Genomic DNA, 26,954 nt, shown 5'->3' with positions numbered 1-26,954 from the left:
GGCCCGCATGCCATTAAGGTTGAGATGAAAAAAATCCCCTCCGCGTCGTTAGGCCCGACGAGGAAGGGATTGAGTGGTTCAGATTATCGACATAGTTAACGGCAACTGCAATATGCGATTGCGGGCTGCCAGGGCCGATTACTCATCTTCTAAATAGGTGTATCCGTAAAGGCCGCTCTCAAACTCTTCCAGGAACTGCGCGCGCAGTTCGTCGTCGAGATCGGACGCCTGCACCTGATTGCGGAACAGCGCCATCAGCTCGTTAGGATCAAGCTGCACATAACGCAGCATGTCAGCCACGGTGTCACCTTCATCCGAAAGCTGCACTTCGACTTCGCCATTTTCGCGTGCGTAGACATCCACCGCCTCGGTGTCACCGAACAGGTTGTGCATGTTGCCCAGGATTTCCTGATACGCCCCGACCATAAAGAAGCCCAGCATCGGCGGGTTATCAACGTCATATTGCGGCATCGGCATAGTAGTCGCGATACCGTCGCCATCCACGTAGTGATCTATGGTGCCATCTGAGTCACAGGTGATGTCGAGCAGTACGGCGCGGCGCTCCGGCTTCTTGTTCAGCCCTTCCAGCGGCAGGACCGGGAACAGCTGATCGATACCCCACGCATCCGGCATCGACTGGAACAGCGAGAAGTTAACGTAGATCTTATCCGCCATCCGCTCCTGCAGTTCGTCGATGATCGGACGGTGCGCACGGTTGCTGGGATCCAGATGCTGCTGAATGTAGTGGCAGATGCTCAGATAGAGCTGCTCAGCCCATGAACGCTGTTTGAGATCGTAAGTGCCGGACGCGTAGCCGGTGTGGATATCAGACAGATCCATCTGGCTGTCATGCAGCCATTCACGCAGCGAACGACGGGTGTCCGGCTCGTGCATCTCCTGCCAGGTTTCCCACATGCTGAGGATCGGGCGCGGCGCATCCGCATCCGGCGTTTCGGGTTCGCTGAACTCGTTACGCTCCACACCGATGATGTTGGAGACCAGCACCGTGTGGTGCGCGGTCACGGCACGACCGGACTCGGTGATCACCGTCGGATGGTCCAGACCGTGCTCATCACAGGCCGCACCAATCGCCCAGATCACATTGTTGGCGTACTCATTCAGGCCATAGTTGACCGAGCAGTCCGACTGCGAGCGTGTGCCTTCATAATCGACACCGAGACCGCCGCCCACGTCGAAACATTTGATATTAACGCCCAGCTTCGCCAGTTCGACGTAGAAGCGCGCCGACTCACGCACACCGGTGGCGATATCGCGGATATTGGACATCTGCGAACCCAGATGGAAGTGCAGCAGCTGCAGGCTGTCGATGCGACCCGCTTCACGCATGATCTCAACCAGCTTCAGCACCTGGGTCGCGGACAGACCAAACTTCGACTTTTCGCCGCCGCTCGACTGCCATTTACCGGAGCCCTGTGAAGCCAGACGCGCACGGATACCGAGACGCGGCACCACATTCAGACGCTCTGCTTCTTCCAGCACCAGTCGCACTTCCGTCATCTTCTCCAGCACCAGATAGACCTTGTGGCCCATCTTCTCGCCGATCAGCGCCAGACGAATATATTCGCGGTCTTTATAGCCGTTACAGACGATCACCGAGCGGGTCTGTCCGGCGTGCGCCAGCACCGCCATCAGCTCTGCTTTGGAACCCGCTTCCAGTCCCAGCGGTTCCCCAGAGTGAATCAGCGATTCGATGACGCGTTTGTGCTGGTTAACTTTGATCGGGTAGACCAGGAAGTAGTCGCCTTTGTAACCGTAAGATTCACGCGCACGCTTAAAGGCAGCATTAATCGAACGCAGACGATGCTGCAGGATCTGCGGGAAGCAGAACAAGGCGGGCAGACGCTGGCCCTGTGCTTCGCGCTCTTTCACCAGGCGGGCTAAATCTACGCGCACATCCGGACGGTCCGGATCGGGGCAGACACTGATGTGGCCCAGTTCGTTAACGTCGTAATAGTTGTTGCCCCACCAGGCGATGTTGTACGTACGCAACATTTTGCTCGCATCCTGATCGTTCATTGCAACCTCCTGCATGGAGCGGAGTGTACCCTGTTCGCCAGCTGACGAACCTTTGATATTCTTCATGTCGTCAGACATCGCGAACCTCAATTTTCCGTTGAAAGATAGAACTGTTAACCGGCTTTATGGCCGCTAATCTGAAAACCTGTTGCCACATTAAATGCACTGTCCTGTTCACCTGACATTGCCGTCAGCGCGATTTACGCATGAGAGTTAAGTGTAAAACACCCTGGCCATCTCCGTTGAAACAGAGAACATTTAACCGATCACTATTGACCATGGATAATCTGCGTCGTTCCGCTGCGCGGGCGCAGAGAAGAGACAAAACCGATCGAGCAGAGATAAAGATTAGCCGGCGCCTATGTCGGTAAAATTACCGCATCGGACGTCGTGTCGGCAGAAAAGAGAAACAGATGGGAAGCAGGAGAGAGCCAGCGCCACGCCGCAGCGCAGAGAACCGGAAAAAGAAAAAGCGTGGTTCATTACTTGTATCACCTCCGCATATGCCAGGGGCACATGGAAAACAACCTGGGTGAAAGCCAGATCAGAGTCCGACAGGCGCGACGCAGAGAGTGGCGTCATTCTTGCTGCTGCTCTCGAAGCAGCGGCGTTTTATACCGTTTACGGCCCTAAAATGCAAAAAGATTATCCGGGAATTGCGTGAAGTGTCAGCAAATTATGTCGATAACGATAACAGGTTAAATGCTGAAACAGAAAAAGGGCTGGTAATTGGTTTACCCTCTATCCTAAAATAGCCGTCCAGATGGTTTTCCATCTAAACAGGTTACTATCCAGGCGGTGTTGGCCTGCTGTGCTGACACAACCTCACTGCTCGCGGCTTTGCCTGAAGGGGCGTCAGGTCAGACAACCTCACTGGCGCTATGCAGTCGTACTCAAACCATATTTAAGGTAAAGAACAGAATGGCTAAACACCTTTTTACGTCCGAGTCCGTATCAGAAGGACATCCCGATAAAATCGCCGACCAGATCTCCGATGCTGTGCTGGATGCGATCCTTGAACAGGATCCGAAAGCGCGCGTGGCCTGCGAAACTTACGTTAAAACCGGTATGGTGCTGGTTGGCGGTGAAATCACTACCAGCGCCTGGGTCGATATCGAAGAGATCACCCGCAAGACCGTACGTGAAATCGGCTATGTTCATTCCGATATGGGCTTTGATGCCAACTCCTGTGCGGTATTAAGCGCGATTGGTAAACAGTCTCAGGATATCAATCAGGGCGTTGACCGTACCGATCCGCTGGAACAGGGCGCGGGCGATCAGGGCCTGATGTTCGGCTACGCCACTAACGAAACAGACGTGCTGATGCCTGCGCCGGTGACCTATGCGCACCGTCTGGTGCAGCGTCAGGCTGAAGTGCGTAAAAACGGCACCCTGCCGTGGCTGCGTCCGGATGCCAAGAGCCAGGTCACTTTCCAGTATGACGATGGCAAAATCGTCGGCATTGATGCCGTCGTGCTCTCTACCCAGCACGCGGAATCCATCAGCCAGAAAGATCTGCAGGAAGCGGTGATGGAAGAGATCATCAAGCCGGTTCTGCCAGCAGAATGGCTGAGCGCCTCAACCAAATATCACATCAACCCAACCGGTCGCTTTGTGATCGGCGGCCCGATGGGCGATTGCGGTCTGACCGGTCGTAAAATCATCGTGGATACTTACGGCGGCATGGCGCGTCACGGTGGCGGTGCGTTCTCGGGTAAAGATCCGTCAAAAGTTGACCGCTCTGCAGCCTATGCAGCGCGTTACGTGGCGAAAAACATCGTGGCGGCCGGTCTGGCTGACCGTTGTGAAATCCAGGTTTCCTACGCAATCGGCGTGGCTGAACCGACCTCCATCATGGTGGAAACCTTCGGCACTGAGAAAATCTCTACTGAACAGCTGACGCTGCTGGTACGCGAGTTCTTCGACCTGCGTCCATACGGTCTGATTCAGATGCTGGATCTGCTGCACCCAATCTATAAAGAGACCGCGGCTTACGGTCACTTTGGTCGCGAACATTTCCCTTGGGAAAAAACCGACAAAGCGGCCCTGCTGCGTGAAGCCGCTGGCCTGTAAGGTCAGCAGCTGCTGATGAAAACCCTGCCCCTGCGGCGGGGTTTTTTATCGCCTTTTCAGCCCCATTGCTGACCAGAGAATGCTTTCTCACGCATGCAGGCTGAACGCTTTATCCGCGCAGTTACTGGTGACCGTCAGATGTTATAAAAACCAATCTGCCCGGCATCTCTTTCACTCTGCAGCAAATTTTCCATTCTCAGCTACACTTCCTTTCGCTTTTTCTGACGACAAAATGTTAACGATTACAAATTGAAATGCTTTGTTTTTCCGACATTTAGGAATTAACGCACGTAGTTATTATGCTGAAAATGCGTTATTTTCAGCGTCGTCTGATAGCCACTAAATAGAGCATTGTCAGAAACTTAATGAGTGCTATACCTCACTGGTTAATTAATCTTTCCGGGAAAAATATGCTGAATTTCAGGGTTTCAGCGTGTGTAAGCGATTACACTGATGTGATCAGACTCACTTTTTTCCCGCAAAAGGTTTTTTAACATTGATAAAAACAATGATGGATAAACCTGGAGGCTCCCATGCCTGGCAATACACACAAAAGCAGAACTTCAAATAAGGCGATGACCTTATTTGTCTGCTTTCTGGCGGCCCTTGCGGGACTGCTGTTCGGTCTGGATATCGGCGTTATCGCCGGTGCCCTGCCGTTTATCGCAAAGGACTTTAACGTTACTCCCCACCAGCAGGAGTGGATCGTCAGTTCCATGATGTTTGGTGCGGCGGTCGGTGCTATCGGCAGCGGCTGGATGTCATCCCGCCTGGGCCGTAAAAAAAGCCTGATGGCCGGTGCGATTCTGTTCGTTATCGGTTCACTCTGGTCAGCGATGTCGCCAAACCCGGAAATGCTGATCAGCGCCCGCGTTCTGCTGGGCCTGGCCGTCGGTATTGCCTCTTATACCGCCCCGCTTTATCTTTCTGAGATCGCTCCGGAAAAAATTCGCGGCAGTATGATTTCGCTTTACCAGTTGATGATCACCATCGGTATTCTGGGTGCTTACCTTACCGATACCGCCTTCAGCTTTACCGGCAACTGGCGCTGGATGCTGGGCATCATCACCATTCCGGCCCTGTTGTTGCTGATCGGTGTTTTCTTCCTGCCAAACAGCCCACGCTGGCTGGCGGCGCGAGGCAACTTCCGCGATGCGCAACGCGTACTGGATCGTCTGCGTGACACCAGTGAGCAGGCAAAACGTGAGCTGGAAGAGATTCGTGAAAGCCTGAAGGTCAAGCAGTCTGGCTGGGGTCTGTTCACCAGCAGCAGCCACTTCCGTCGTGCGGTCTATCTGGGCATCCTGTTGCAGGTCATGCAGCAGTTTACCGGTATGAACGTCATCATGTACTACGCACCAAAAATCTTTGAAATCGCGGGCTTCACCAACACCACCCAGCAGATGTGGGGCACGGTGATTGTGGGTCTGGTCAACGTACTGGCGACCTTCATTGCTATTGGTCTGGTGGATCGCTGGGGCCGTAAACCTACCCTGATTCTGGGCTTTATGGTGATGGCAGCTGGTATGGGCGTGCTGGGTACGATGCTGCACTTCGGCATTCACTCCGCGGGCGCACAGTACTTCGCGGTCGGTATGCTGCTGATGTTTATCGTTGGTTTTGCGATGTCAGCCGGTCCGTTGATCTGGGTGCTCTGTTCCGAAATTCAGCCGCTGAAAGGCCGCGATTTCGGTATCACGGTTTCCACGACCACCAACTGGATCGCCAACATGATCGTGGGTGCGACCTTCCTGACGATGCTGAATACGCTGGGCAACGCGAACACCTTCTGGGTCTACGCACTGCTTAACCTGTTCTTCATTCTGTTGACCGTGATGCTGATTCCTGAGACCAAAAACGTCTCGCTGGAACACATCGAACGTAACCTGATGGCAGGTAAGAAACTGCGCGACATCGGTTCACGTGACTAATATTACCCGATAAAAAATACGGTAAAAAAAACGGCGGGGTTTCTCTGGAAACCCCGCCGTTTTTATTTGTTCAATGCATGATTAAAGCGTGCTAACCCGCCCTGCCGGCAATGGCTGCCGTATGCAGCAGAGCGCCAGCGCCATAATGAAAATAGTGGCTGTCTGATTATACGGCAGTACCGAATCGGTCAGTCCGCAGATAAACAGTGCCAGCATTGGCAGCGCCACGCCGCGCAGATCGCACTTCTTAAGCCAGCCGCCAGGCACCGCCAGATAGAGCAGCGCCAGCGACAGCGCGCCCAGCCAGCCCTGCAGCGTCGTCACTTCCAGAAACTCGTTGTGCATGTTGTACTTAACGTTTGTGTAGCCTTCACCATTAAGCGGATAGTGCGCCATGATGAACTCCCGCGCCTCCGTGGTGCGTGCATCCGGCGTGGCAAAACCGCCATGATGCTCAATAAAGTTGACCGCCCCGCCCCAGATAGCCACGCGTGCGCCCAGCGAGGTCGAGCTGTTTGACCCATAATTCTCAATATCCTGCATCCCTTCTACCCAGCGGTTACTGGTCATCAGGATCAGCACCGCCAGCACGCCCACCAGTAATGCGCTGATTCGCCAGTTGGTCAGCAGCGACAGCCGGTAGGTCTGCAACAGGAACAGCAGCCCCACGGCAATCAGTGCAATCAGCGTTACGCGGGTGCCGCACAGGTAGAGCAAGGCAAAGGTCACAGCCAGCACAGTGATATCGGCAATCTTCCAGTATGCGTGCGTCTCGTAACGGCTCAGCCACAGCCAGGTGCAGTAGATAAACAGAATCATGTAGGAGGACATCGAGGCCGCTTCGGTGGTGAGCTTGATGCGGATATTCTCTGTATAGAGATGCTCATGAATACCAAAGCCCAGCGTAATCAGCAGACCGACCAGAATTAACACTTTTCCAATGCGCAGCGTGGTTGCAGAGACCCGGTTGCCATAAATCGCCAGACTGAGCAGCACAAAGGCTCCCAGCAACAGCCGCTTCGCCCCCAGCAGATAGTTGGCGATATTGGTGATGGCATCGTTTGAGGGTGCGGTTTCAAGCCCCTTTGTGTGTATCGCCCAGAACAGACGGATCAGAGCGAAGAGAATCAGCACAGCAAACAGGACGACATAAAAACCGTTCTCTTTAAACGCCACTCGCCTGCGCACCAGGCCATACAACACAGATGCGACGGAGAGATAAGAGACCAGATAAAATATTTTTTGCGGCAGGCCGGAAACAAACATATTCAGTGACAGCGCCAGACAGAGCGCAATAACTGAAGCATTAACCATTAACGTTAATCCATTACGACTGCTTTTATTCGTCATGCTTAACCTCAGTCAGACGGTTAAACGCACTCATCAGATGCTTCATATAATTTTCCTCATAAAAACCGGTGATGCTCGCTTTAATAACCTGATGATCGGGAAAGTGGAAATCCCGGCTCATGGCGTTGAGAATAGCGGCCAGCGCCATGCTGTCATTAGTAGGGTAGAGCTGACCATTGAGACCGTTCTGAATAATCTCTGACGGGCCGCTGATGCAGTCGGATGAGACGCAGTAGACACCCCGTGACATCGCCTCCAGCAGGATCAGCGGAAAGCCTTCAAAGTTCGAGGTCATGATCAGACAGGTGACCTGTCTGATATGGCGGATGACGTACTCCCAGGCGTTCTCCTGCCAGCCATGCCAGGTAATACGATCCTGAATGCCAAGTTGCGTCACGTAGTGCTGACACTGCGTCAGGTCTTCTCCGTCACCTACAATGTCCAGCGTCCACGGCGCATCCAGATGCTTCAACGCATCAAACAGATCTTTAAGCTGTTTCTGCCGCTGAAAATGGACGCGACCGATATAGAGAAACTTCAGCCCCTGCGGCCTGCCGATAACCACGTCATTACGCCGGATCGGGTTATAGATGACGTCAACGTCAGTAGCGGGTGCGCCCAGCTCCACCAGCTGCTCTTTGATCTGCTTACTGATGGCAAAATGGTGATCGGCCCGCAGCAGATAGTGGGGACGGTAGCGCTCCCGCGGTGGCAGGTGCATCCAGCTCGACAACACTATTTTGCGTCCTGAGAGCGTAATGGCCCGACGCGTCATCAGACAGGGAATGGTGTTGAGGGTCAGAACATGGTCGGGCTGATAGCGACGAAAGAAGGCGGCCATTCTCAGCGTGTGAATAAGATTTTTTATTTTCTTATTACGCAGCGTGCAGACGCTCTCTGATAAAACGGCGTTGGCGGTCCAGGCACGGGAGAGGCTCTCCTCTCCGCTGTTGATAATAAACAGCCCTGCTTCCGTTCCGGGTTCCTTATTCAGGGCGGTAATCAGCTGGCAGGTCACATTCTCCATACCGCCGCGGCCAGCCATGAGATCGGTAACCAGCACAATACGCTGTTTCCTGATGTTATTATTTTTCATTGCGTTGTCCGTACACTGTGCCTTCCGATTCTGATCCATTCACTCTGCAGTGAACATTATCAACAGGATATTCTAAAAAAGACCGTAACAATATTTAATCCAGAATTTTAACTAATCGCAGGGCTACGCCGGGCCACACGAACACTGTGGATCGTATGGTTCGAAACTGGCGGATGAGTATAGTCGCTGCGCTGTCGTTTTCGCGGGTAACGTTGAGTTCCTGGGCGACGGCGATTATTCTGAGCGCCATGAAAACACCTCGTCTCCCCATTGCCCTGCAGCAGGCCGTGATGCGCTCACTGCGCCAGTCGCTTGAGCGTGCAAATCAGGCCCTGAAAACCCATTATCCGGAACCGAAGCTGCTCTACCAGCAACGCGGTACGGCAGCGGGCACCGCCTGGCTGACATCCTGGGAGATCCGCATCAATCCGGTGCTGCTGCTGGAAAACCAGCAGGCATTTATCGATGAAGTGGTGCCGCACGAGCTGGCGCATCTGCTGGTGTGGAAACAGTTTGGCCGCGTCGCACCGCACGGCAAAGAGTGGAAGTGGATGATGGAGCAGGTGCTGGGGGTGCCGGCACGCCGCACCCATCAGTTTGAGATCGCCTCCGTGCGCAGTAACACCTTTGCTTACCGCTGCCAGTGCCAGCAGCATCAGCTGACGGTTCGCCGCCACAATCGTATTCTGCGCAAAGAAAGTGAATATCGCTGCGTGCACTGCGGCAGCCTGCTGGTCGCAGGCGAGTTTGTCGCTTCCTGAGAACAATCCCCATTCCGCCCTATTCCACATTCTGTTAACCTGCCGCCCTTTTTCGTACCAGGAAGAAATCCGGAATATGTCTCGCATACTAAGTCTGGCGGTTGCGCTGCTGTTTGCACCTGCCGCTGACGCTCTTAATCTGAATAACTATCATCAAAATAACTTCCAGCAGGCCAAAACCTTTGCGGCGGCGATTAACGCCGATGCACCGGGTTCGTTCTACTGTGGCTGTAAGATTCAGTGGCAGGGCAAAAAGGGCATTCCCGATCTCAACAGCTGTGGCTATCAGGTGCGCAAGAACGCCAATCGCGCCGGGCGCATTGAGTGGGAACATGTGATGCCGGCCTGGGAGTTTGGTCATCAGCGCCAGTGCTGGCAGGACGGTGGCCGCAAAAACTGCAGCAAGGATCCCGAGTATCGCCGCATCGAAACTGATTTGCATAACCTTCAGCCCGCAGTGGGTGAAGTGAATGGCGACCGTGGTAACTTCGCCTACAGTCAATGGAACGGCAGCGAGAAGCAGTACGGTCAGTGTGAGATGAAGATCGATTTCAAACTTAAACAGGCGGAGCCACCCGCGCGGGCGCGCGGTGCCATTGCCCGCACCTATTTCTATATGCGCGACCAGTACCATCTGCGCATTTCGCGCCAGCAGACGCAGCTGTTTACCGCCTGGGACAAGCTCTATCCTGTCACAAAATGGGAGTGCGAACGCGACCAGCGCATTGCAAAGGTTCAGGGCAATCACAATCCATATGTGCAGCAGGCTTGCCAGCGCTAAAATCCCTGCCCTACACTAGCTTTTTTTCCCCATGACGCCGCCGCAGCGCGGCGTCCGGTTTCAGGAACCTTATGCGCATACCTCGCATCTATCACGCCGGGCCATTAGAGATCGGCAGTGAAATTACCCTGGATGAAGATGCATCCAATCATGTGGGCCGGGTACTCCGGATGACGGCAGGCCAGCGTCTGGAACTCTTTGATGGCACTAATCTGACTTTTGCAGCAGAGATCACGCATGTTGATAAAAAGCGTGTAAAAGTATCGGTCACAGAGAGCCAGCCGGACGATCGCGAGTCACCTTTGCATCTGCATTTAGGTCAGGTGATGTCGCGCGGTGAAAAAATGGAATTCACTATCCAGAAATCGATCGAACTGGGCGTGAATGTCATTACACCCTTGTTTTCCGAGCGCTGTGGCGTAAAGCTTGATGCTGAACGTCTGGCGAAGAAGATCCAGCAGTGGCAGAAAATTGCTATTGCCGCCTGCGAGCAGTGTGGCCGTAATCGCGTGCCGGAGATTCGTGAAGCGATGACGCTGGAAGCCTGGTGTGCAGAAGCTGACAGCGGTCTGAAGCTCAACCTGCATCCGCGCGCCAGCCACAGCATCAACACGCTGCCACAGCCTGTTGAGCGGGTACGCCTGCTGATTGGCCCTGAAGGCGGTTTGTCTGCGGACGAGATTGCGATGACGGCACAGCACGATTTTACTGACATTCTGCTTGGCCCACGTGTTTTGCGTACTGAAACCACCGCGCTGACGGCCATTACGGCACTTCAGGTGAGGTTTGGCGACCTGGGTTAAGCGATACTTTCAGCGGAAAGAGCGCAGGCATGATGTCCTGAGCGATCGGCCCACTGCAGACCGAACCAGACGAGGCGGTAAATACCGCCTCACCGAGGAGATAATAATGATTAAACTTGGCATCGTGATGGACCCTATTTCGTCCATCAATATTAAAAAAGACTCCAGCTTCGCTATGCTGCTGGAGGCACAGCGCCGTGGTTACGAAATTCACTACATGGAGATGCACGATCTCTCTATGCGCGGTGGCGTGGCCTCTGCCCGCACCCGCCTGCTGACCGTCGAGCAGAACCCTGAAAACTGGTATCAGTTCGGCAGCGAGCAGGTGATCCCGCTGGCTGACCTGAACGTGGTGCTGATGCGCAAAGATCCGCCATTCGACACCGAGTTCATCTATGCGACCTACATTCTGGAGCGCGCAGAAGAGCTGGGTACGCTGATCGTGAACAAACCGCAGAGCCTGCGTGACTGTAACGAAAAGCTCTATACCGCCTGGTTTGCCGAGTTCACGCCTGACACCCTGGTGACCCGCAGCAAAGCGCAGCTGCGTGCCTTCTGGCAGGAGCATGGCGACATCATCATGAAGCCGCTGGATGGCATGGGTGGCGCGTCGATTTTCCGCGTGAAGAAAGACGATCCTAACTTTGGTGTGATTACCGAAACCCTGACCGAGCATGAGAGCCGTTTCTGCATGGCGCAGAACTACATTGCGGCGATCAAAGAAGGTGACAAACGCGTGCTGGTTGTGGATGGCGAACCGGTGCCTTACTGCCTGGCACGTATCCCGCAGGGCGGTGAAACGCGTGGCAACCTCGCCGCCGGTGGTCGTGGTGAAGCGCGTCCGCTGAGCGAAAGCGACTGGGAAATTGCGCGCCGTGTTGGCCCGACACTGAAAGCAAAAGGACTGATTTTTGTCGGTCTCGACATCATCGGTGATAAACTGACTGAAGTTAACGTGACCAGCCCAACCTGCATTCGTGAAATTGAGGCTGCGTTCCCGATCTCCATCACCGGCATGTTGATGGATGCCATTGAGAAGCGCCTGGGCTGAGCAAGAAGCCGGGGCGTGGCTCCGTGATCAACCCAATACCGGTGCGGCCGTCGCGTGCCGGTTATTTTTTTGGTACATCGTGTGAGAATGAATTTACAACATCACTTTTTGATTGCCATGCCTTCATTGCAGGATCCTTTCTTCAAGCGTTCCGTGGTCTATCTCTGCGAACATAACGAAGAGGGCGCAATGGGACTGATCATCAATAAACCCATGGAAAACCTGACGGTTGAAGGCATTCTGAAGAAGCTGAAAATCTCTGCCGACGATCGCGACCCGGCCATCAGGCTGGATAAACCGGTGTTTACCGGCGGCCCGCTGGCAGAGGATCGTGGCTTTATCCTGCACTCAGCACAACGCACCTTTACCTCCAGCATCCGTGTCTCAGATAACACCATTATCACCACATCCCGTGACGTGCTGGAGTCGATCGGCACCGCGTCTCAGCCCACTAATGTGCTGGTCGCGCTGGGCTATTGCGCCTGGGAAAAAGATCAGCTGGAAAATGAGCTGATGGAAAATGCCTGGCTGACCACGCCAGCTAACAGCAATATCCTGTTCCAGACGCCGATTTCAGAGCGCTGGCGCGAAGCGGCGCGCAGTATTGGCGTCGATATTCACAACATGGCCAGCGACGCGGGACACGCCTGATGTCAACTCAGACTCTGTTAGGTTTCGACTTCGGCACCAAAAGTATTGGTGTCGCTGTAGGTCAGGAACTCACGGGCAGCGCCCGTCCGCTGACCGCGATTAAAGCGCAGGATGGCATCCCGGATTGGCAGGTGATTGAAAAGCTGCTGAAAGAGTGGCAGCCCGATTTCGTGGTCGTCGGCCTGCCGCTGAATATGGATGGCACCGAGCAGCCGCTGACCGATCGCGCGCGTAAATTTGCCAACCGCCTGCACGGTCGCTTTGGCATCCGGGTAGAGCTGCAGGATGAACGACTCAGTACGGTAGAAGCACGTGCTGGCCTGTTTGAGCGCGGCGGCTATCGCGCGCTCAACAAAGGGTCGGTCGATTCACAGTCCGCGGCCATCATTTTGCAGGACTGGTTCGAAAACCATTACTGATCTGCTTACTCAATCAGACCGGCGGCCTGACGCGCCAGCCGGCTCTGCTCAAACGTCTGCATACCGGCCTGCGCGCCGGTCTGCAGCAGCGCAGGGATTTGGTGCATCTTACCTTCCCGAATCAGATTAGTGATGCCGGGCGTGGCGATCAGAACTTCAAACAGTCCGATGCGCGATCCGGCAATTGAAGGCACCAGCCGCTGCGCAATCACTGCTTTCAGGCTGCCCGCCAGCTGCGTACGCACCAGCTGTTTCTCCTCCGCCGGAAAGACATCCACCAGCCGGTCCACCGCCTGCGCCGCGCCGCGGGTGTGCAGCGTCGCCAGTACCAGATGACCAGTCTCCGCCGCCGTCAGCGCCTGACGGATGGTGTCGCTGTCGCGCAGTTCGCCCAGCAGGATGACGTCGGGATCTTCACGCAGCGCCGCCTTTATCCCCAGTGAGAACGAATCGCAGTGCAGGCCAATTTCGCGCTGCTGAATCAGCGACTGCTGGCTGTGATGGATAAATTCAATCGGGTCTTCCAGCGTAATGATGTGGCGCGCCTGCTGGCGGTTCAGCGCATCGACCAGCGCCGCCAGCGTGGTCGATTTACCGCTGCCGGTCGCACCGGTCACCAGAATCAGGCCATCCTGCTGCTCGAGCAGCGTCGGCACAACGGCGGGCAGTTGCAGGCTCTCCAGCGTCGGGCACGCGGTGGCAATGATACGCAGCGCCAGTGACAGGCCGTTGCGCTGCATAAACAGATTTGCACGCAGACGCTGGCCGCAGGTCAGGCTCAGGGCGAAATCGAGCTGCCCTGCATGCTCCAGCTGCTGACGCTGCGGGTCACTGAGCCAGCGGGTCATAAACTCTGCCATCCAGGCGGCAGAAAGTCTGGCCTGCTGCGGAATCACCTCCAGCCTTCCCTGCCGCCGCCAGTAGGGCAAATGTCCGCTGCAAAGGTGCAGATCGGCGGCATTATGCTTTACACTAAGCCCCACCATTTCATCCAGATTCATAATTTCTCCTGACTATGACTTCAATCCAGCAGAACCTACAGCAAGTGCGACAGCGAATCGCCGCCGCTGCCGCGCGTTGCGGCCGCGCTCCGGAAGAAATTACCCTGCTTGCAGTCAGCAAAACCAAACCTGCGAGCGCGGTCGAAGAAGCCTTTGCCGCTGGCCAGATTGCCTTCGGTGAAAATTACGTCCAGGAAGGGGTTGAAAAGGTTCAGGCACTGGCCGCACATCCTGAACTGGCGTGGCACTTCATCGGCCCGTTGCAGTCCAACAAAAGCCGTCTGGTGGCAGAGCATTTCGCCTGGTGTCACACCATCGACCGCCAGCGCATTGCGCAGCGGCTCAACGATCAGCGGCCCGCCTCGCTGCCACCACTGAATGTGTTAATTCAGGTAAATATCAGTGACGAGAACAGCAAATCTGGCATCATGCTGGAGGCCGTTTCCGGGCTGGCGGAGCAGATCGCTGCCCTGCCGCAACTGCGGCTGCGGGGATTGATGGCGATTCCGGCAGCGGAGAGTGATTACCAGCGGCAGCTGGCGGTGTGTCAGCAGATGGCGGAAGCCTTCCGGCAGTTGCAACAGCACTATTCTGGTATAGATACGCTTTCGCTGGGAATGAGCGATGACATGGAGGCGGCAATCGCCGCAGGCAGTACGATGGTGCGTATCGGCACCGCCATTTTTGGCGCACGAGATTATGCGCACAACTCACAACAATAACAGAGGAACTTCATGTTAACACTGACGTTTTTAGTAAAAACGCTGATCGATCTCTACGTCATGGTGCTGTTGTTACGCATCTGGATGCAGTGGTCCCGCTGCGATTTTTACAATCCAGTGGCGCAGTTTGTCGTAAAAGTGACACAGCCGATTGTTAAGCCACTGCGCCGCATACTGCCGGCTCTGGGGCCGATTGATACCGCCTCGCTGCTGCTGGCCTTTGTGCTGACCACGCTGAAATACCCGATTTTACTGCTGATTCAGGTAGGCGTGTTCTCGGTCGATCCGACGAATCTCCTGGTCGGTCTGCTATCGCTGGTGAAATCCGCCGGCTATCTGGTCTTCTGGGTCATCATCGTTCGCTCTCTGATGAGCTGGATCAGCCAGGGCCGTGGCCCGGTCGATTATCTGCTGGTGCAGTTGACCGAGCCGATGATGGCACCTATTCGCCGTATTCTGCCTGCGATGGGCGGCATCGATTTCTCAGCGATGATCGTCATCCTGGTGCTGTATGCCCTGAACTTTCTCGGCATGGACCTGTTCCCGGGTCTCTGGTATCTGCTGTAAATGAATCAAACTGGAACTGTTATGCAAAAAGTTGTGCTCGCAACCGGCAATCCCGGCAAAGTGCGTGAACTGGCGGAGTTACTCTCCGCCTTTGGTCTGGATATCGTCGCGCAGACTGACCTTGGGGTTGAATCGGCAGAAGAGACTGGCCTGACCTTTATTGAGAACGCGATTCTCAAGGCGCGTCACGCGGCACAGATCACCGGATTACCGGCCATCGCCGATGACTCCGGTCTGGCCGTGGATGCGCTGGGCGGCGCGCCTGGCATCTACTCGGCGCGCTACGCCGGTGAAGAGGCCAGCGATCAGCAGAACCTGGAGAAACTGCTGCAGGCGCTGGAAAACGTGCCTGACGGTCAGCGCCAGGCGCAGTTCCACTGCGTGCTGGTCTATCTGCGTCATGCGGAAGACCCGACGCCGCTGGTGTTCCACGGCAGCTGGCAGGGCGAGATTGCCCGCTCCGCCTCTGGCGCCGATGGCTTTGGTTATGACCCGATTTTCTTTGTCCCGGCGCTGGGTAAAACCGCGGCCGGGCTGAGCAAAGCGGAAAAAGGTGCAGTTTCTCACCGGGGTAAAGCATTGACGCTGTTGCTGGAAGCGATGCGTAATGCCTAATCTGCCGCCGTTAAGTCTCTACATCCACATTCCGTGGTGCGTACAGAAGTGTCCCTACTGTGATTTTAACTCCCACGCGCTGAAAGATGAGGTGCCGCACGTTGAATACGTGCAGCACCTGCTGCGCGATCTGGAGATCGACCTGCCGCTGATCAATGGCCGGGAAGTGCGCACGATTTTCATTGGCGGCGGTACGCCCAGCCTGCTGAGCAGCAGTGCGATGCAGATGCTGATGGATGGCGTGCGGGCGCGTCTGACGCTCGCCCCTGATGCGGAAGTGACCATGGAAGCCAATCCTGGCACCGTGGAAGCTGACCGGTTCAGCGCTTATCAGCGTGCCGGTATCAACCGTATTTCGATTGGTGTACAGAGTTTCAGTCCGCAAAAGCTGCAGCGTCTGGGCCGTATTCATGGTCCGGAAGAGGCCGTCCGCGCCGCCGAACTGGCAGAGTCGCTGTCGCTGCGCAGCTTTAACCTCGACCTGATGCATGGCCTGCCCGATCAGTCGCTGGAAGAGGCGCTCGACGATTTACGTCAGGCGATTGCGCTGAATCCGCCGCATCTCTCCTGGTATCAGCTCACCATCGAACCCAACACCCTGTTTGGCTCACGCCCGCCGGTGCTGCCGGATGATGATGCATTGTGGGATATTTTCGAGCAGGGCGATCGGCTGCTGCAGGCGGCCGGTTATCAGCAGTATGAGACCTCCGCCTACGCGAAGCCGGGATATCGCTGTGAACACAACCTCAACTACTGGCGCTTTGGCGACTATCTGGGGATTGGCTGTGGCGCACACGGCAAACTGACCCAGCCGGATGGCCGCATTGTCCGCACGGTGAAAACCCGTCATCCGCGTGGCTTCATGCAGGGTAACTACCGCGAAAAACAGTATGAGGTTGCCGATAGCGACAAGCCGTTTGAATATTTCATGAACCGCTTTCGCCTGCTGGAGGCCGCGCCGCGCGACGAGTTCAGCCGCTACACCGGTTTGTCAGAGCAGGTGATCCGTCCACAGATGGATGCCGCGATTGCCGCCGGTTACGTGACGGAAACCGCTGAGCAGTGGCAGATTACGGAGAAAGGGAAGCTGTTCCTGAATTCGCTGCTGGAGCTGTTCTTAGCGGAAGAGTGAGTGCGGAAGAGTAAAAAAGCGCCTCAGCCCGTCAGGCTGAGGCGTTAACTTATTTTTTCAGTGCGCCGGTAAGCTGTTTACGCTGATCTTCCAGCGAAATCACGCGATTACACACTTCGTGTCCGAAGTTCTGGAAATCCTGCTCCTGCTTGCTCCACTCAGCCTGAATCGACTGTTGCAGACCGCCCAGATTGCCCATAATCGCCTGCAGCGGATTACTGCCGCCACTGCCTTGCTTACTGCCCATCTCATTCAGACTGTCCTGCATCACGCCGCCCAGCGTTGACTGCACCAGCCTTTCGCCTTCGGCGCGCACCTGATCGATCGCCTGATGGTGGAACGTCAGACCGTCTTCACGGTGTTCAATGATGCGGTTCATCTGCTGTTTCAGCTGGCCATTCAGCGTGGTCAGGCGATTACGCACGTTGCTGTCGGTGCCCAGTTTTTCAACGATGACCCGATCCAGTGCCGCACGTCCTTTCTCCAGACGGGAGGTCGCTCCGCTGTCGATCCACGGCAGATCGCGCCGCAGCGCGTTCTGATAGTCGATCGCTTTCTGACGTTCAGCGATATCCAGCGAAACTTTCTGGCCATTGAACTGCACGTCGCCCTGCGGCGAGATTTCCATATTGCCGTTAGCACCGACCACCTGCACGCTCTGCGGTTTAATCACCACATCGTCCTGCGGCTTAACGCTGCATTCGTAGGCTGCCTGAGCCTGAGTTGCTGCCACCAGCAGCACAGCAAGAAGCGCTTTACGCATCATATCTACTCCCTAAGATCGGGTCTGAAACCCTCCGATCGGGCCGCAGCCCGACACTGTGTGACGACTTAGTCCCACCAGACGTCAAAGAGTTCCGTCATCTGCACATCCTGCAGCTTGCGGTCTTCCAGCCATTTGCGGACCAGCGCACGATGCTCATCGGTGCATTTGCCGGTTTTCTGCAGGCAAACCAGACCTTCCCACACCAGGTAGCCGCTGCCATCAAAGGCCAGGCCGTTAGGATCGATCGCTTCATTGATGAACTGGTTCAGCGTCTCATCAATTTCGCTTTCGCTGGTGCCTTCCGGGAAACGCCAGGCAACGGAGAAGCCCAGTTCCTGAAACTCGTCGATGTGCAGTTTTTTACGTAAACGGCGGCTGCGTTGTGTGGCCATTATTTCACCCTCTCAAACATTAAATCCCATACGCCATGGCCTAAACGCTGCCCGCGCTGCTCAAACTTTGTCAGTGGACGCGTCTCAGGACGCGGCACGTAATTCTGTTGCTCTGACTGATTGCGGTAGCCATCGATGCTGTTCATCACTTCCAGCATATGCTCCGCGTAGGCTTCCCAGTCGGTCGCCATGTGGAAAACGCCGCCCAGCTTCAGTTTACGCATCACCAGTTCGGCGAACGGCACCTGGACGATACGGCGTTTATTGTGACGTGCTTTATGCCACGGGTCGGGGAAGAAGAGCTGAACCATGCGCAGCGAGTTATCCGGAATCATTTTCTCCAGCACTTCCACCGCGTCATGGCACATGACCCGCAGGTTCTGCACGTCGGCTTCTTTGGCGGCGGCCAGACAGGCACCCACGCCCGGCGCATGCACTTCAATACCCAGGAAGTTCTGATGTGGCGTGTTCTGCGCCATGGTCACCAGCGATGCGCCCATGCCAAAGCCAATCTCCAGCGTGACCGGGGCTTCGCGGCCAAACAGCGCGGGCAGATCGACAGGCTCAGGCTGATATTCCACCCCCATGACCGGCCACAGGGTATCCAGCGCCTGCTGCTGGCCTTTGGTTAAGCGACCCTGGCGGCGCACAAAGCTGCGGATCCGGCGCAATGGCCGCCCGTTCTCATCAAATTCTGGGGTGATGACGTCATTAATCATGTAAAAGCCTGCTGGTTAGCCTGTTCCGGGAAACGGGCATTATGCAAAGTTCATAAGCAGAAGCAAGCCTTTGCAATCTTCCGGTTTACACCCAGGTGCGCATGTGCTGGAATTCCTGCCTGAGTGTAGAGTAAACACGGAAAATTTCCTTCTTATGATGCAAGCGCCGCAGTTCGCGCAACAGGTGCTGGACTGGTATCAGCGCTTTGGTCGCAAAACCCTGCCGTGGCAGCTGGAGAAAACGCCTTATAAGGTGTGGCTCTCCGAAGTGATGCTACAGCAAACCCAGGTTGCCACGGTTATTCCCTATTTTGAACGCTTCATGGCGCGCTTCCCCACGGTCACCGATCTCGCTGCGGCACCGCTGGATGAGGTGCTGCATCTCTGGACCGGCCTCGGCTACTACGCCCGTGCGCGTAATCTGCACAAAGCGGCAAAACAGATTGTCGAGGTTCACCGGGGCGAATTCCCGCGTAATTTCGATGATGTTTCTGCCCTGCCCGGCGTCGGCCGCTCTACAGCGGGCGCAATCCTGTCGCTGTCTTTGGGTCAGCATTTCCCGATTCTGGATGGCAACGTTAAGCGCGTACTGGCCCGCTGCTATGCCGTCAGCGGCTGGCCGGGTAAAAAAGAGGTCGAAAAGCGGCTGTGGCAGATCAGCGAAGAGGTCACACCCGCCGAGGGCGTCAGCCAGTTTAATCAGGCGATGATGGATCTGGGTGCGATTGTCTGTACCCGCTCTAAGCCGAAGTGTGAAATCTGTCCGCTGAACAGCGGGTGTGAGGCGTACGCCAGCAGCAGCTGGGCGAGCTATCCCGGCAAAAAGCCTAAGCAGGTGCTGCCAGAGCGCAGCGGCTGGTTCCTGATGATGCAGGATGGCGATGATGTCTGGCTGGAGCAGCGCCCGCCTGTGGGATTGTGGGGCGGTCTGTTCTGCTTCCCGCAGTTCACCACCGAAGCGGCGCTGAATGACTGGCTGGCGGCGCGTGGCATCCATGCAAAACCGCAACAGCTTACCGCGTTTCGTCACACCTTCAGTCATTTCCATCTCGATATCGTGCCAATGTGGCTGTCGTGGCCTTCTGCCGGGGCGGCGATGGATGAAGCAGGCGGTCTCTGGTATAACTTAGCGCTGCCACCATCTGTGGGATTAGCTGCACCCGTTGAGCGCCTGTTACACGAGCTGCGCCATCCCCGACAACTGGCTTTGGACAGTTGTGAGATTAATGAGGAAGAGTAATGAGCCGCACCATTTTTTGTACTTTTTTACAGCGCGACGCGGAAGGTCAGGATTTTCAACTCTATCCGGGCGACCTGGGTAAGCGTATTTACAACGACATCTCCAAAGAAGCCTGGCAGAAGTGGATGGCGAAACAGACCATGTTGATCAATGAGAAGAAGCTCAACATGATGAATCCCGAAGATCGTAAGGTGCTGGAGAAGGAGATGATCAATTTCCTGTTCGAAGGCAAAGACGTTCATATCGAAGGCTATACACCGCCAGAAGCGTAAACATTCCGGGCCTCATCGCTGAGGCCGGTTATCCAGGTCAGGCTTGCATTTCCAATGAATAAAAAATTAATCGCCCTGCTGGTGATAGCACCACTTTTGGTTTCCTGTTCCGGGTCAAAGAATCAGCAATCCCACGAGGAGTGGGTTAAAGACACCAACGGCTTTGATATTCTGATGGGCCAGTTTGCTCACAATATTGAGAATATCTGGGGTATCAATGAGGTCCTGATCGCCGGACCGAAAGATTACGTCAAATATAGCGACAACTATTACACCCGCAGCCACATCAACTTTGAAAGCGGTAAGCTGACCATCGAGACCATTTCTGGCACCGATCCAATGGCCAGTCTGCGTCAGGCTATCGTGACCACGCTGTTGATTGGCGAAGATCCGGGCAATGTCGATCTCTATTCTGACGCCAACGACATCGAGATCAGTAAAGAGCCGCTGCTCTATGGTCAGGTGCTGGATAACACCGGTCAGCCGATTCGCTGGCAGGGTCGCGCGGAAGCCTTTGCTGACTATCTGATTCAGAATAAATTAATGCGCCGCACCTCGGGTCTGCATGTGATTTACAGCATTTCGATTCCGATGGTGCCGAACCACCTGGATAAGCGTGCGCACAAATACCTGCCGATGGTGCGTAAAGCCGCCGAGCAGTATGGTGTCGACGCTTCTTTAATCCTTGCGATTATGCAGACCGAGTCGAGCTTCAACCCCTACGCCGTGAGCCATTCTGATGCGCTGGGTCTGATGCAGGTGGTGCAGCATACCGCCGGTGTTGACGTGTTCCGCATGAAAGGTAAATGGGGCAAGCCGAGCCGCAGCTATCTGCTGGATCCGGAGAACAATATCGATGCCGGTACAGCTTATCTGTCGCTGTTGCAGCGCAGCTATCTGGGCGGCATTCAGGATCCGCTGTCACGCCGCTATGCGGTGATCACCGCCTATAACGGTGGTGCAGGCAGCGTATTGCGCGTCTTCTCCAGCGATAAAGATCGGGCGTTCTCGATGATTAACGGCATGTCACCCAGCAAGGTCTATTCGACCCTGGCGAACCAGCATCCGTCGGCAGAGTCGCGGCGTTATCTGTATAAGGTGAGTACGGCTCAGAAGAGTTATCGGGGATTCTGATCGGAGCCGCTGAAGCGGGGGGTTGTTCGCTGCGCGAATGGGGCTTGAGGTTCGCTTTGCAGCGGGCTGACGCTGAAAGTGTTCGCTGCGCGAACGGGGCACGCTTCGCAGCGGGCTTGCTATGAAAAGGTTTCGCTTGCAGCAGGGTGGCACTGAGAAGGGTTTCGTTCGCCTGATCAGTTGGGCAGTTTCAGACACGCCTCTGCAGGCGACCGACAAGGGGCGCCAGTCGCCGCGCCCCTTGACCCCCGGCTCCGGCCTGCTTCACCGCCCCTTCGCGGTTCCTTCGCTTCTTCAGGATTTCTTACGGACCGGCAGGACGCGCCATCCCTGGCGCGAACCCGCCTCTTCGCGACATGCCTGTCGCTCGTCCTGAAATCCCTCATCCGCTCAGCGGTTCAGATGGCCTCCCTGACCCCCTGCTGTTATTTCTTGTTCTTGTGTTGGGTATTTTATCGCTTTACGTTTCCGGGATTGGCTTTGGCTTTGGCTTTGGCTTTGGCTTTGGCTTTGGCTTTGGCTTTGGCTTTGGCTTTGGCTTTTCAGGTCAGCAGACAATACAGCACCAGAGAAAACAAAAGAGATAACAGGCGGGGAATTACCAGAGGCATCCGAAGCGCTGAGGAACAACCGGAGGCCAGGATGAGCCGACAGGACGTCGGCGAAAGGACGGTTCGCGCCAGGGATGGCGCGTCCGGACGGTCCGTCGGCCGCAGGGCGTGACGAAGGCACCCCGCAAAGCGGGGCGCGCAGGCTGCCGGACGCCGGGATTGTTAAGGGGCGGGCGTACGCCCCTTAACGCGTCCGCCTGCACCGGCACCCTGAAACTCCCGACCGCCTGGCGGGCGTAACCTTCTCAGAGCCCGCCCGCTGAAAAGCATGCCCATCTCGCCAGACGAACGAAACCCCTCTCATAGCCCGTTCGCGCAGCGAACAAAAAGGCCTGGCGGGCTGCTACCCGCCGGGATTGTTAAGGGGCGGGCGTCCACCCCTTGACGCGTCCGCCTGCACCGGCAGCCTGAAACTCCCGACCGCCTGGCGGGCGTAACCTTCTCAGTGCCAGCCCGCTGCAAAGCATGCCCACCTCGTGAGACGAACGAAACTCTCTCAGCGCCCTTTCGCGCAGCGAACTAAAGGCCTGGCGGGCCGCTACCCGCCTCTGCCCCGCTCAGATCAGCGCCCCACCATCATATTGGCCACCAGATACTTACGTCCCTGCTCATCCTCTTCGGTGTAAACGCCCTGCAGCTCCGGCGAGAAGCCCGGCAGCAGATTAAGCCCCTCCTCCAGCGCCAGGAAGTAACGCTGCACCGCGCCGCCCCAGACTTCGCCTGGCACGACGCACAGCACGCCCGGTGGATAAGGTAACGCGCCTTCCGCAGCGACACGGCCTGCGGCCTCGGCGATCGGAACCAGCTCCACTTCGCCGCGAATATAAGCCTGATGTGCATCCTGCGGATTTACGCTGACCGGCGGGAACTCGGCGGCGCGGAACATCAGCCGCTGCAGATCCTTCACGTTATGACTGACGTAAAGGTCATGCATCTCCTGACAAAGGCGACGCAGGGTATACCCGGCATAACGTTCGGCGTTTTTGCGGTAAATCGTCGGCAGCACTTCGGCCAGCGGCGCATCCTCTTTGATGTGCTGCTCAAACTGCGCCAGCATCGCCACCAGATTCGCCATCTTCTCCGGGCTCTCAGCCGGGGTCAGCAAAAACAGGATCGAGTTGAGATCGCACTTCTCCGGCACGATGCCGTTCTCACGCAGGTAGTTCGCCAGAATGGTCGCCGGGATCCCGAAATCACTGTATTCCCCGCTTGCCGCATCGATCCCTGCCGTGGTCAGCAGCAGCTTGCAGGGATCGACCCGATACTGATCGCGCGCGTAACCGGCGAAACCGTGCCACTTCGCCTGCGGTTCAAAGCTGAAGTAGCGCAGATCGCGGGCGATCGTCTCAACTGGCGCATCCTGCCAGCGCTGTCCATCAACAATTTCCGGCACAAACGGCAGGATCATTTCACAGCGATCGAGGATCGCTTTACGCGCCTCAATGCCCAGCATGACGCACTCATCCCACATGCGACGCCCTGCTTCGCCCTGATGCATTCTGGCGTTGATATCCAGTGCGGCAAACAGCGGATAAAACGGGCTGGTAGAAGCATGCAGCATAAAGGCGTTATTCAGACGCTTGTGCGGGCAGAAGCGCCGCTGTCCGCGAATGTGATTATCTTTTTTGTGGATCTGCGAAGTCTGCGAAAAACCGGCCAGCTGCTTATGCACAGACTGGGTGACAAAAATGCCGGGATCGTTTTCATTCAGATCCAGGGTCAGCGGCGAACAGCCTTCCATCAGCGGAATGAACTGCTCATAGCCGAGCCACGCGGAATCAAACAGGATGTAATCACACAGATGACCGATGCGATCCACCACCTGGCGGGCGTTGTAGACCGTGCCATCGTAGGTGCCGAGCTGGATAATCGCCAGACGGAAAGGCCTCGCCTCTTCTGCGCGCTGAGGGGCGACGACCGCGATCTGCTCACGCAGATAAGCCTCATCAAAGCAGTGCGCGTCAATGCCACCAATAAAGCCGAACGGGTTACGTGCTGCTTCAAGATAGACCGGGGTCGCGCCCGCCTGAATCAGCGCGCCATGATGGTTCGACTTGTGATTGTTACGGTCAAACAGCACCAGATCGCCGCGGGTCAGCAGCGCATTGGTCACCACTTTATTGGCGCTTGAGGTGCCGTTGAGCACAAAGTAGGTTTTATCGGCGTTAAACACCTTTGCCGCATACTTCTGCGCATCTTTAGCCGAGCCTTCGTGGATCAGCAGATCGCCCAGTTTGACGTCGGCATTGCACATGTCAGAGCGGAAAACATTCTCGCCATAGAAGTCATAAAACTGTTTGCCTGCCGGATGCTTTTTGAAGAACGCGCCGCCCTGATGTCCGGGACAGGCAAAGGTGCTGTTCTGCATATCGACATAGCGGGTCAGCGTTTCGAAAAAAGGTGGCAGCAGCGCCGCTTCATACGCCTGCGCAGCTGCTTCCAGCGCAAGCCACTCCTGTGGCTCGCCATTCAGCTCACCGCTGACGCCGGGCAGGTGCATCACCTCTTCTTCAAACGCATTCGCGACAAATACCGGCAGATTAAAGCCGGTGTGACGCAGCAGCGCCAGCACGCCGCTGCGGGTATCTGCCAGCGAGACGACGACCGCCGCCACATCCGTAAAATCAGTGTTATCCAGCGTTACTACGTCACGCGCGGTGTTCAGGGTCAGGCTGGGCGCGACAGCGGCGCTGGCAGCAATTTTCAGTGGAGTCATAACAGGATCCCTAACGTCAGGGAGGAGGTGCCAGAAGCACAAGTATGGGGACAGCGCCCCGGCGAATAATTAAGCGTCAGAAGGCATAGTGCAGTGTGGCGAGCAGATCCACAGCCGCTGCCTGGCTGGCCTCACCGCATGGCGAATAACGGAGAGTGTGGAAAAGAGGAAAACCCGGTGAGCGCCGGAAAAAGCGAACGGTAATCCGGGCTGGTGCGCGGTGAACCGGACATGGCGACGTCCTCTGTAGTGAACAAGCAGGGTCAAAAAGTGGCGGTCATAATGTCATCTTTTTTATGCACGAACAACCCGACCCAGGCAATTATTCAGTCACATAATAAAAAGATAACAACATGATTTTTATAGTCTATTTATCATAAAAAATTCATAATACGACTAATTATATGAATTATATGCAGATTTATGCACATAATTCGCTAGCGCTGTCAGCGCACTTTTCCCTGCCTGTTGCCTCCATAAACCGAAGAGGCGGCCATTGCCCTACCGCATTGCCACTCGCGGGCGTAAACTTACCCTCTCTTTCCCACTCTGCCGGAGGCTACATGTTTAAGGCACTGGTCATTGAAAATGACGAACAAGGTTACCGTTCCCTGCTGAAAGATCTCCCCGAATCCCAACTGCCCGACTATGATGTCACGCTCGACGTCAGCTACTCATCCCTGAACTATAAAGATGCCCTGGCTATCTGCAATAAAGGCCCGATTGTGCGCCAGTTTCCGATGGTGCCAGGTATCGATTTTGTCGGCCGCGTGACGGCCAGCCGTCATCCCGACTGGAAAGAGGATGATGTGGCGCTGCTGACGGGCTGGGGCGCAGGCGAAAAACAGTGGGGCGGCCTGGCGCAGAAAGCCAGCGTCAGCGGCGACTGGCTGGTGCGCGTGCCCGCTTCTCTTAGCCCGCTGCAGACCATGGCCATCGGCACAGCAGGGCTGACCGCAATGCTCTGCGTCATGGCGCTGGAAAAACAGGGCATCACGCCCGAACATGGCCCCGTGCTGGTGACCGGTGCCAGTGGCGGCGTCGGCAGCTATAGTGTCAGCCTGCTGGCGCGTCTGGGTTATCAGGTGATCGCCTCCAGCGGTCGCGCCAGTGACCATGCGTATCTTATCGATACGCTGGGCGCGGCATCGGTGATTGATCGCGAAGAGCTTTCCCATCCCGGTAAGCCGCTGGCAAAAGAGCGCTGGGCCGCCGCGATAGACAGCGTCGGCAGTCACACTCTGGCGAACGTGCTGGCCGGTATTCAGCGTGATGGGGTGGTGGCTGCCTGCGGTATGGCGCAGGGACTCGACCTGCCCGCCAGCGTCGCGCCTTTTATTTTGCGTGGCATCACGCTGGCGGGTGTCGACAGCGTGATGTGTCCGAAGCCGCTTCGTCAGCAGGCGTGGCAACGACTCGGTGAGCTGCTGGATAGCGATCGGCTCAGCAAACTGAGCCGGGTGATCCCGCTGAGTGAAGCCAGAGAAGGTGCTCAGGCATTGCTGGATGGCAGCGTACAGGGTCGTCTGATTGTCGACTGCCGCTAACCCGCTTTTATAAGGCGCGTACCGCGCGCCTTTATCGACTGGCTCGCTGCAGCCGTTTGATCAACCCTTCCAGCGCGAACTGCGTGCCCTGCTCCATCACGGATTTCGGATCGCCGCTGAACTGATGGCACTCCGCCTCGTCCCTGCCGTCCGGCAATACCCAGCCAAACCAGATAGTGCCCGCTGGCGTGCCATCTTCGCCACCATCGGGTCCGGCATAGCCGGTAATCGATAACCCTACCGGTTCGCCTGAACGGGCGCAGGCTCCCTGTACCATTTCACGCGCCGTCTGCTCGCTCACCGCCGTGTGCTGTTTCAGCGTGTCAGGATGCACGCCCAGCAGGCGAATTTTGGCATTTTCGCTGTAGGTCACAAAGCCGCTGGTGTAGAAGTCGCCGCTGCTTTCCACCGCGGCCAGCGTCATGCTGATCAGCCCCGCGGTACAGGATTCGGCAGTCGTCAGATGAAGTCCGGAGGAGAGTAAAATGTTACCCAGTTGCTCAGCGGTTTGATCTAATGATTTTGCCATTATGGTCTCCTGAGTATTATGTCCTGAACACCAGGTAT

27 protein-coding genes are annotated in these 26,954 nt (G+C 56.1%); 18 read left to right on the top strand and 9 right to left on the bottom strand.

The annotated features are described in order from the left end of the window. Window positions 1-138: 138 nt before the first annotated feature. Window positions 139-2,115 (bottom strand): biosynthetic arginine decarboxylase, encoded by a 1,977-nt coding sequence (gene speA, locus IV493_RS02700; RefSeq protein ID WP_071242808.1) that lies wholly within the window; start codon window positions 2,113-2,115, stop codon window positions 139-141. A 283-nt stretch (window positions 2,116-2,398) separates the two neighbouring features. Here speA and IV493_RS02695 point away from each other — a divergent pair, with 283 nt between their 5' ends. The 3 genes from IV493_RS02695 (at window position 2,399) to IV493_RS02685 (ending at window position 6,041) form a co-directional block, all read left to right on the top strand. Next, window positions 2,399-2,701: a hypothetical protein gene (locus tag IV493_RS02695; protein ID WP_195857689.1), complete on the top strand. Its 303-nt coding sequence runs from the start codon at window positions 2,399-2,401 to the stop codon at window positions 2,699-2,701. A gap of 257 nt (window positions 2,702-2,958) precedes the next feature. Beyond that, window positions 2,959-4,110, top strand: coding sequence for a methionine adenosyltransferase (gene metK, locus IV493_RS02690; protein WP_010248851.1), 1,152 nt, complete (start codon window positions 2,959-2,961; stop codon window positions 4,108-4,110). 533 nt (window positions 4,111-4,643) lie between these two features. Further along, entirely contained in the window at window positions 4,644-6,041 is a 1,398-nt protein-coding gene (locus tag IV493_RS02685; RefSeq protein ID WP_013358968.1) for a sugar porter family MFS transporter, read from the top strand. Window positions 6,042-6,122: 81 nt separating this feature from the next. On the opposite strand, the gene IV493_RS02680 is transcribed toward IV493_RS02685, so the two are convergent. Together IV493_RS02680 and IV493_RS02675 are read right to left on the bottom strand one after the other, a co-directional pair. Then, window positions 6,123-7,355, bottom strand: a complete 1,233-nt coding sequence (locus IV493_RS02680) for an O-antigen ligase (protein ID WP_147790031.1) — start codon at window positions 7,353-7,355, stop codon at window positions 6,123-6,125. Between the two features lie 25 nt (window positions 7,356-7,380). Beyond that, on the bottom strand, window positions 7,381-8,526 hold the full coding sequence (locus tag IV493_RS02675; protein ID WP_195857688.1) for a glycosyltransferase: 1,146 nt from the start codon (window positions 8,524-8,526) through the stop codon (window positions 7,381-7,383). 209 nt (window positions 8,527-8,735) lie between these two features. Between IV493_RS02675 and IV493_RS02670 the strand changes: the two genes are divergently transcribed. The 6 genes from IV493_RS02670 to ruvX all read left to right on the top strand — a co-directional run bounded on the left by IV493_RS02670 (window position 8,736) and on the right by ruvX (window position 12,953). Next, entirely contained in the window at window positions 8,736-9,248 is a 513-nt protein-coding gene (locus IV493_RS02670; RefSeq protein WP_051926533.1) for a SprT family zinc-dependent metalloprotease, read from the top strand. Window positions 9,249-9,324: 76 nt separating this feature from the next. After that, window positions 9,325-10,029: a deoxyribonuclease I gene (gene endA, locus IV493_RS02665; protein ID WP_107320079.1), complete on the top strand. Its 705-nt coding sequence runs from the start codon at window positions 9,325-9,327 to the stop codon at window positions 10,027-10,029. Window positions 10,030-10,100: 71 nt separating this feature from the next. Continuing rightward, window positions 10,101-10,832 (top strand): 16S rRNA (uracil(1498)-N(3))-methyltransferase, encoded by a 732-nt coding sequence (gene rsmE, locus IV493_RS02660; RefSeq protein ID WP_013358973.1) that lies wholly within the window; start codon window positions 10,101-10,103, stop codon window positions 10,830-10,832. 106 nt (window positions 10,833-10,938) lie between these two features. After that, window positions 10,939-11,883, top strand: a complete 945-nt coding sequence (gshB, locus tag IV493_RS02655) for a glutathione synthase (protein WP_147790033.1) — start codon at window positions 10,939-10,941, stop codon at window positions 11,881-11,883. A gap of 87 nt (window positions 11,884-11,970) precedes the next feature. Continuing rightward, the gene (locus IV493_RS02650) at window positions 11,971-12,534 is read left to right on the top strand and encodes a YqgE/AlgH family protein (protein WP_013358975.1); all 564 of its coding nucleotides are present in this window, start codon (window positions 11,971-11,973) and stop codon (window positions 12,532-12,534) included. Continuing rightward, window positions 12,534-12,953, top strand: coding sequence for a Holliday junction resolvase RuvX (ruvX, locus tag IV493_RS02645; RefSeq protein WP_013358976.1), 420 nt, complete (start codon window positions 12,534-12,536; stop codon window positions 12,951-12,953). The genes IV493_RS02650 and ruvX overlap by 1 nt, the downstream gene beginning before the upstream one ends. Window positions 12,954-12,958: 5 nt before the next feature. On the opposite strand, the gene IV493_RS02640 is transcribed toward ruvX, so the two are convergent. Next, window positions 12,959-13,954: a type IV pilus twitching motility protein PilT gene (locus IV493_RS02640; RefSeq protein WP_013358977.1), complete on the bottom strand. Its 996-nt coding sequence runs from the start codon at window positions 13,952-13,954 to the stop codon at window positions 12,959-12,961. Between the two features lie 14 nt (window positions 13,955-13,968). Between IV493_RS02640 and IV493_RS02635 the strand changes: the two genes are divergently transcribed. The 4 genes from IV493_RS02635 to hemW are packed head-to-tail and all read left to right on the top strand — an operon-like array spanning window position 13,969 to window position 16,990. Further along, the gene (locus IV493_RS02635) at window positions 13,969-14,676 is read left to right on the top strand and encodes a YggS family pyridoxal phosphate-dependent enzyme (RefSeq protein ID WP_135907720.1); all 708 of its coding nucleotides are present in this window, start codon (window positions 13,969-13,971) and stop codon (window positions 14,674-14,676) included. Between the two features lie 12 nt (window positions 14,677-14,688). Continuing rightward, window positions 14,689-15,243: a YggT family protein gene (locus tag IV493_RS02630; RefSeq protein WP_013358979.1), complete on the top strand. Its 555-nt coding sequence runs from the start codon at window positions 14,689-14,691 to the stop codon at window positions 15,241-15,243. 21 nt (window positions 15,244-15,264) lie between these two features. Further along, window positions 15,265-15,858, top strand: a complete 594-nt coding sequence (locus IV493_RS02625; RefSeq protein ID WP_195857687.1) for an XTP/dITP diphosphatase — start codon at window positions 15,265-15,267, stop codon at window positions 15,856-15,858. Then, window positions 15,851-16,990 (top strand): radical SAM family heme chaperone HemW, encoded by a 1,140-nt coding sequence (gene hemW, locus IV493_RS02620; RefSeq protein WP_061063312.1) that lies wholly within the window; start codon window positions 15,851-15,853, stop codon window positions 16,988-16,990. The genes IV493_RS02625 and hemW overlap by 8 nt, the downstream gene beginning before the upstream one ends. Window positions 16,991-17,039: 49 nt before the next feature. Here hemW and IV493_RS02615 read toward each other — a convergent pair whose 3' ends face one another. From IV493_RS02615 to trmB, 3 genes are all read right to left on the bottom strand, one after another. Then, window positions 17,040-17,756: a DUF2884 domain-containing protein gene (locus IV493_RS02615; protein WP_013358982.1), complete on the bottom strand. Its 717-nt coding sequence runs from the start codon at window positions 17,754-17,756 to the stop codon at window positions 17,040-17,042. Window positions 17,757-17,821: 65 nt separating this feature from the next. Continuing rightward, window positions 17,822-18,148, bottom strand: a complete 327-nt coding sequence (locus IV493_RS02610) for a YggL family protein (RefSeq protein WP_003853403.1) — start codon at window positions 18,146-18,148, stop codon at window positions 17,822-17,824. Beyond that, the gene (gene trmB / locus IV493_RS02605; RefSeq protein ID WP_010248887.1) at window positions 18,148-18,867 is read right to left on the bottom strand and encodes a tRNA (guanosine(46)-N7)-methyltransferase TrmB; all 720 of its coding nucleotides are present in this window, start codon (window positions 18,865-18,867) and stop codon (window positions 18,148-18,150) included. Before trmB ends, IV493_RS02610 begins: the two co-directional genes overlap by 1 nt. A gap of 154 nt (window positions 18,868-19,021) precedes the next feature. Here trmB and mutY point away from each other — a divergent pair, with 154 nt between their 5' ends. The 4 genes from mutY (at window position 19,022) to IV493_RS02585 (ending at window position 22,100) form a co-directional block, all read left to right on the top strand. Next, window positions 19,022-20,107 carry an A/G-specific adenine glycosylase gene (mutY, locus tag IV493_RS02600; RefSeq protein ID WP_033784019.1) on the top strand — a complete coding sequence of 362 codons (1,086 nt, stop codon included), beginning with the start codon at window positions 19,022-19,024 and terminating at the stop codon, window positions 20,105-20,107. Further along, window positions 20,107-20,379 (top strand): oxidative damage protection protein, encoded by a 273-nt coding sequence (locus IV493_RS02595; protein WP_003853409.1) that lies wholly within the window; start codon window positions 20,107-20,109, stop codon window positions 20,377-20,379. Before mutY ends, IV493_RS02595 begins: the two co-directional genes overlap by 1 nt. A 54-nt stretch (window positions 20,380-20,433) precedes the next feature. Then, a complete protein-coding gene (gene mltC / locus IV493_RS02590) occupies window positions 20,434-21,513 on the top strand; it encodes a membrane-bound lytic murein transglycosylase MltC (protein ID WP_150014226.1) in 1,080 nt (359 codons plus the stop codon). A 356-nt stretch (window positions 21,514-21,869) separates the two neighbouring features. Beyond that, window positions 21,870-22,100, top strand: coding sequence for a hypothetical protein (locus IV493_RS02585; RefSeq protein WP_195857686.1), 231 nt, complete (start codon window positions 21,870-21,872; stop codon window positions 22,098-22,100). 586 nt (window positions 22,101-22,686) lie between these two features. On the opposite strand, the gene IV493_RS02580 is transcribed toward IV493_RS02585, so the two are convergent. Continuing rightward, entirely contained in the window at window positions 22,687-24,840 is a 2,154-nt protein-coding gene (locus tag IV493_RS02580) for an ornithine decarboxylase (RefSeq protein WP_147790035.1), read from the bottom strand. A 563-nt stretch (window positions 24,841-25,403) separates the two neighbouring features. On the opposite strand from IV493_RS02580, the gene IV493_RS02575 reads away from it, so the two are divergent. Further along, on the top strand, window positions 25,404-26,387 hold the full coding sequence (locus IV493_RS02575; RefSeq protein WP_013358989.1) for an MDR family oxidoreductase: 984 nt from the start codon (window positions 25,404-25,406) through the stop codon (window positions 26,385-26,387). Between the two features lie 31 nt (window positions 26,388-26,418). Here the strand turns inward: IV493_RS02575 and IV493_RS02570 are convergent, their stop codons facing one another. Then, window positions 26,419-26,916, bottom strand: a complete 498-nt coding sequence (locus tag IV493_RS02570; protein WP_013358990.1) for a CinA family protein — start codon at window positions 26,914-26,916, stop codon at window positions 26,419-26,421. Between the last annotated feature and the right edge of the window lie 38 nt (window positions 26,917-26,954).

It is taken from the genome of Pantoea sp. SM3640 (genome assembly GCF_015654165.1).
Classification (GTDB): domain Bacteria; phylum Pseudomonadota; class Gammaproteobacteria; order Enterobacterales; family Enterobacteriaceae; genus Pantoea; species Pantoea vagans.
Note: the sequence above shows the minus strand (reverse complement) of the source record. Positions and strands in the feature narration are given on the sequence as shown.